Annotated in this window: 6 protein-coding genes and 1 tRNA gene; 6 read left to right on the top strand and 1 reads right to left on the bottom strand. The window is 70.3% G+C overall.

Features of this window, described 5'->3' with window-relative positions:
* Positions 1-156 precede the first annotated feature (156 nt).
* Positions 157-792, bottom strand: a complete 636-nt coding sequence (upp, locus tag FNH04_RS43265) for a uracil phosphoribosyltransferase (protein WP_152791716.1) — start codon at positions 790-792, stop codon at positions 157-159.
* 155 nt (positions 793-947) lie between these two features.
* On the opposite strand from upp, the gene FNH04_RS43260 reads away from it, so the two are divergent.
* From FNH04_RS43260 to FNH04_RS43235, 6 genes are all read left to right on the top strand, one after another.
* Complete coding sequence (locus tag FNH04_RS43260; RefSeq protein ID WP_152791715.1) at positions 948-1,130, top strand: hypothetical protein; 183 nt, start codon at positions 948-950, stop codon at positions 1,128-1,130.
* A gap of 341 nt (positions 1,131-1,471) precedes the next feature.
* Complete coding sequence (locus FNH04_RS43255) at positions 1,472-2,002, top strand: tRNA adenosine deaminase-associated protein (protein ID WP_322725537.1); 531 nt, start codon at positions 1,472-1,474, stop codon at positions 2,000-2,002.
* Between the two features lie 41 nt (positions 2,003-2,043).
* Positions 2,044-2,475 carry a tRNA adenosine(34) deaminase TadA gene (gene tadA / locus FNH04_RS43250; RefSeq protein WP_152791713.1) on the top strand — a complete coding sequence of 144 codons (432 nt, stop codon included), beginning with the start codon at positions 2,044-2,046 and terminating at the stop codon, positions 2,473-2,475.
* Between the two features lie 66 nt (positions 2,476-2,541).
* Positions 2,542-2,626: transfer RNA gene (locus FNH04_RS43245), tRNA-Ser, on the top strand.
* 148 nt (positions 2,627-2,774) lie between these two features.
* Positions 2,775-2,951, top strand: a complete 177-nt coding sequence (locus tag FNH04_RS43240; RefSeq protein ID WP_322725536.1) for a hypothetical protein — start codon at positions 2,775-2,777, stop codon at positions 2,949-2,951.
* Between the two features lie 34 nt (positions 2,952-2,985).
* Positions 2,986-3,279 (top strand): Dabb family protein, encoded by a 294-nt coding sequence (locus FNH04_RS43235; RefSeq protein ID WP_152791711.1) that lies wholly within the window; start codon positions 2,986-2,988, stop codon positions 3,277-3,279.
* The last annotated feature ends 239 nt before the right edge of the window (positions 3,280-3,518 follow it).

Here is a 3,518-nt window from a genome sequence, read left to right as displayed (position 1 = left end):
GCCGAAACGTCCGGACCCCGTGACGCCCCGAGCCGCGGCGTCACGGGGTCCGGACGTTTCGGCAACGCGGCGGTGGGACCCGCACGAGCGGAAGCCGAGCGTGGCGAGGCGTGCCGGGCGCAGCCCCGCCCCCGGCCGTGATCCGCCGGCCGGCTCCTACTCGGCCGCCCCGTACATCCGGTCCCCGGCGTCGCCGAGGCCCGGCACGATGTACCCGTGCTCGTTCAGGCGCTCGTCGACGGACGCCGTCACGACCGTGACCGGGGTGCCCGCCAGCTCGCGCTCCATGACCTCGACGCCCTCCGGCGCGGCGAGCAGCACCACGGCGGTCACATCGTCGGCACCGCGCTTGATCAGCTCCTGGATCGCCGCGACCAGCGTGCCGCCCGTGGCGAGCATCGGGTCGAGCACGTACACCTGACGCCCGGAGAGGTCCTCGGGCATGCGCGTGGCGTACGTGGAGGCCTCCAGCGTCTCCTCGTCGCGGATCATGCCCAGGAAGCCCACCTCGGCGGTCGGCAGCAGCCGGACCATGCCGTCCAGCATGCCGAGGCCGGCGCGCAGGATCGGCACGACCAGCGGGCGCGGGTGGGAGAGCTTGACGCCGGTGGTGGGGGCCACCGGGGTCTGTATGTCCACCTGCTCGGTGCGCACGTCACGAGTGGCCTCGTAGGCGAGCAGGGTGACCAGTTCGTCGGCCAGCCGACGGAAGGTCGCGGAGTCGGTGCGCTGGTCGCGCAGCGTGGTGAGCTTGTGGGCGACCAGGGGGTGGTCGACGACGTGGAGACGCATGCCCATCAGGGTATCCGGGCCACCGCGGGCCTCCACCGCCCCGCTCCGCCCTCCGGCTTCCGCTCGTGAGGCACCGTCTCGGGCCCACCGCCCCGTCTGCATCAAAACGCCCATCCGAGGGAATGTGGGAAGAACGTAGCTGGGGTGGTGTGTCTATGCCGGATGTGGACGAGGGGTCCCCGGAGCAGCGGGAGACCGAGGCCGAGCGCAGGAGGCGCCGGGCACAGTTCCTGCGGGAGCTGGCGGAGGCCCGGGAACTGCGGGACCGCGTCCGGCCCCGCCGCGCCAAGACGGCCCGCCTGCGCCACGCCCTGCGTATGCGCACGTTCCGCTGGTAGCCACGTACCACTGGACGGGCCTGCGGTCGGGTGCCGGTAGCCACATCACGCCCATGTGCGAAGGCCGCGCCGAAGTCCGCGTACGATCACCACGGCAGTGAACGAGTGCCCAGGTGCACCCCTCCGAGACCGAGTGAGCCGAAAGGGCGCGTCCCCCAGGCGATCGGGCAAACCGAGACGCGCGATCGACAGCGGGGACACAGCGGGCCGAAGATGGCCCCTGAGCGCTCCGTTTCTGCCACGATTCCGAGTGGGTGGGGCTCGGAGCACACAGTCCCCGCCCGCTACCTCCGCCGGGGGGACCCCCAACCGGCACGCCTATGACCAGTGGGAGAGTCACGGTGTACTTCGCCGCACTGCTCGCGCGCACCGAAGACGGGTGGGAAGCGAGCGACAAAGAGCTCGACGATGTGGAGACCCTGTCGGATCTGGCCGATCTGGCCCGGGAAGCCTCGGCCGACGAGGACACGGTGCTCGTACTCATCGAGCAGGAGGACGCGTGGTTCGGTGTCGTCCGTGTGGACGGCGAGGACGACCCTCGTATCTACGTCTCGGACGCCGCCGCCGCTGCCCGCAGCTCGTACGGCGAGATCCTGCTCACGGACGAACTGCTCGGAAGGGAGCCCGGCGACGACGGCGCCGACCTGGACTCCCTCGATCTCGACGGCACGGAGGACGGTGAGCCCGAGGCCGACGACGAGGACGGCGCCTCCGCCGACAGCGCCGTACCGCACGGCCCCGTGGGGGACAGCGAGGTCCTCGACGACCTGGGCGTCAGCGAGAAGGAGCTGCGCTCCCTCGACGCGGACGACGCGCTCAGCGCGATCGCCGAGGCCCTGGGCGCCTCGGAGGTCCTGGAGACGGTCCGCTGACAGACGATCCGGACCCGGTACGTGACCGCTGGCGGGCCGCGATGCGGCTCGCCCTGGACGAGGCAGGACGCGCGGCCGCGGGCGGAGACGTCCCGGTCGGCGCCGTCGTGCTGGCCGCGGACGGCAGGACCGTGCTGGGCACCGGGCACAACGAACGCGAGGCGACCGGCGACCCGACGGCTCACGCCGAGGTGCTCGCCATCCGCCGGGCGGCAGCCCGGCTGGGAGAGTGGCGGCTGACCGGCTGCACGCTGGTCGTCACCCTCGAACCGTGCACGATGTGCGCGGGCGCCCTGGTGCAGTCCCGGGTCGACCGGGTCGTCTACGGCGCCCGCGACGAGAAGGCCGGCGCGGCGGGCTCCCTCTGGGACGTCGTCCGCGACCGGCGCCTCAACCACCGCCCCGAGGTGATCGAGGGCGTACTCACCACCGAGTGCGCCCGGCTCCTCACGGACTTCTTCCGCACCCGCTGAACTCCGCGCCGTCGGCCGGAACAACCGATTTCAGACCATGGCCCACCTTGGGGTAGGGTCTCCCTCGGTAGCGTGTCCGAGCGGCCGAAGGAGCTCGCCTCGAAAGCGAGTGTGGCGCAAGTCACCGAGGGTTCAAATCCCTCCGCTACCGCTGAAGGAGGGCCCCGTCGAGAGACGGGGCCCTTTGTGCGTGGACCTGGTGTGCATGCCAGGTCGGTCCATTCCTGCGAACACGTGACCGGGATACACTCACCGGCGGCAACAGAGGCCCATGGGGCACGGGAGACGGGGGAGGCCTCGTGGCTGTACAGGGAAAGAAGATCGCGGTGTTCGCGCTCGCGGTCTTCGTGGTCTACGTGATCGTCACCGACCCGGAGTTGGCCGCCGACTACGTCCAGATAGGGTTCGAGGGCATCTCGAGCGCCGCCCAGTCCATAGGCGACTTCATGACGTGGATCGTCAACGGCGGCGACTAGAACTCCCACGCCGTACGACACGTCCGGAGCGCACATGATCCGCCACCTGGTCCTCTTCAAGCTCGACGAGGGCGTCGAGCGCGACGACCCGCGCGTCGTGAAGGGCGTGGAGGCCTTCCGCGCCCTCGGTGGCCGGATCGAGGAGCTGCGCTTCTGGGAGTGCGACTGGAACATCACCGACCGCCCCATCGCGTACGACTTCGCGATCAACTCGGCGGTCGACGACCGGGACGCGCTCCAGCGGTACCTGGAGCACCCGGCGCACCAGGCGGGCGTCGCGCTGTGGCGTGAATTCGCCACCTGGGTGATCGCCGACTACGAGTTCTGAGCCGATCCGGCTCCCCCGTCAGGCCCGTACTTCAGGCCTCTACGCACCTCCAACTACCCCTCAACACGGAGTTATGCGGTGCTTGCACACAGTGCGCATGTTTTGTGATGCTATGACCGCTTTTGAGGGATGAATAACGGATGCGTTGACGGATCCAGTTGACGGAGCTTGAGGTGGAGTTGACCGTGCCGGCCAGTACCGCGCCTCAGGCAGACACCGAACCACCCCCGGCCCCACCC

It is taken from the genome of Streptomyces phyllanthi (genome assembly GCF_009377205.1).
Classification (GTDB): Bacteria; Actinomycetota; Actinomycetes; order Streptomycetales; family Streptomycetaceae; genus Streptomyces; species Streptomyces phyllanthi.
The sequence above is the reverse complement of the archived record's forward strand: the minus strand, read 5'-3'. Positions and strand labels throughout refer to the sequence as shown.

Coding starts and splice junctions, on each gene's coding strand:
- upp (WP_152791716.1), bottom strand. CDS start 792: ATGCGTCTCCACGTCGTCGACCACCCCCTGGTCGCCCACAAGCTCACC.
- FNH04_RS43260 (WP_152791715.1), top strand. CDS start 948: ATGCCGGATGTGGACGAGGGGTCCCCGGAGCAGCGGGAGACCGAGGCC.
- tadA (WP_152791713.1), top strand. CDS start 2,044: ATGCGGCTCGCCCTGGACGAGGCAGGACGCGCGGCCGCGGGCGGAGAC.
- FNH04_RS43235 (WP_152791711.1), top strand. CDS start 2,986: ATGATCCGCCACCTGGTCCTCTTCAAGCTCGACGAGGGCGTCGAGCGC.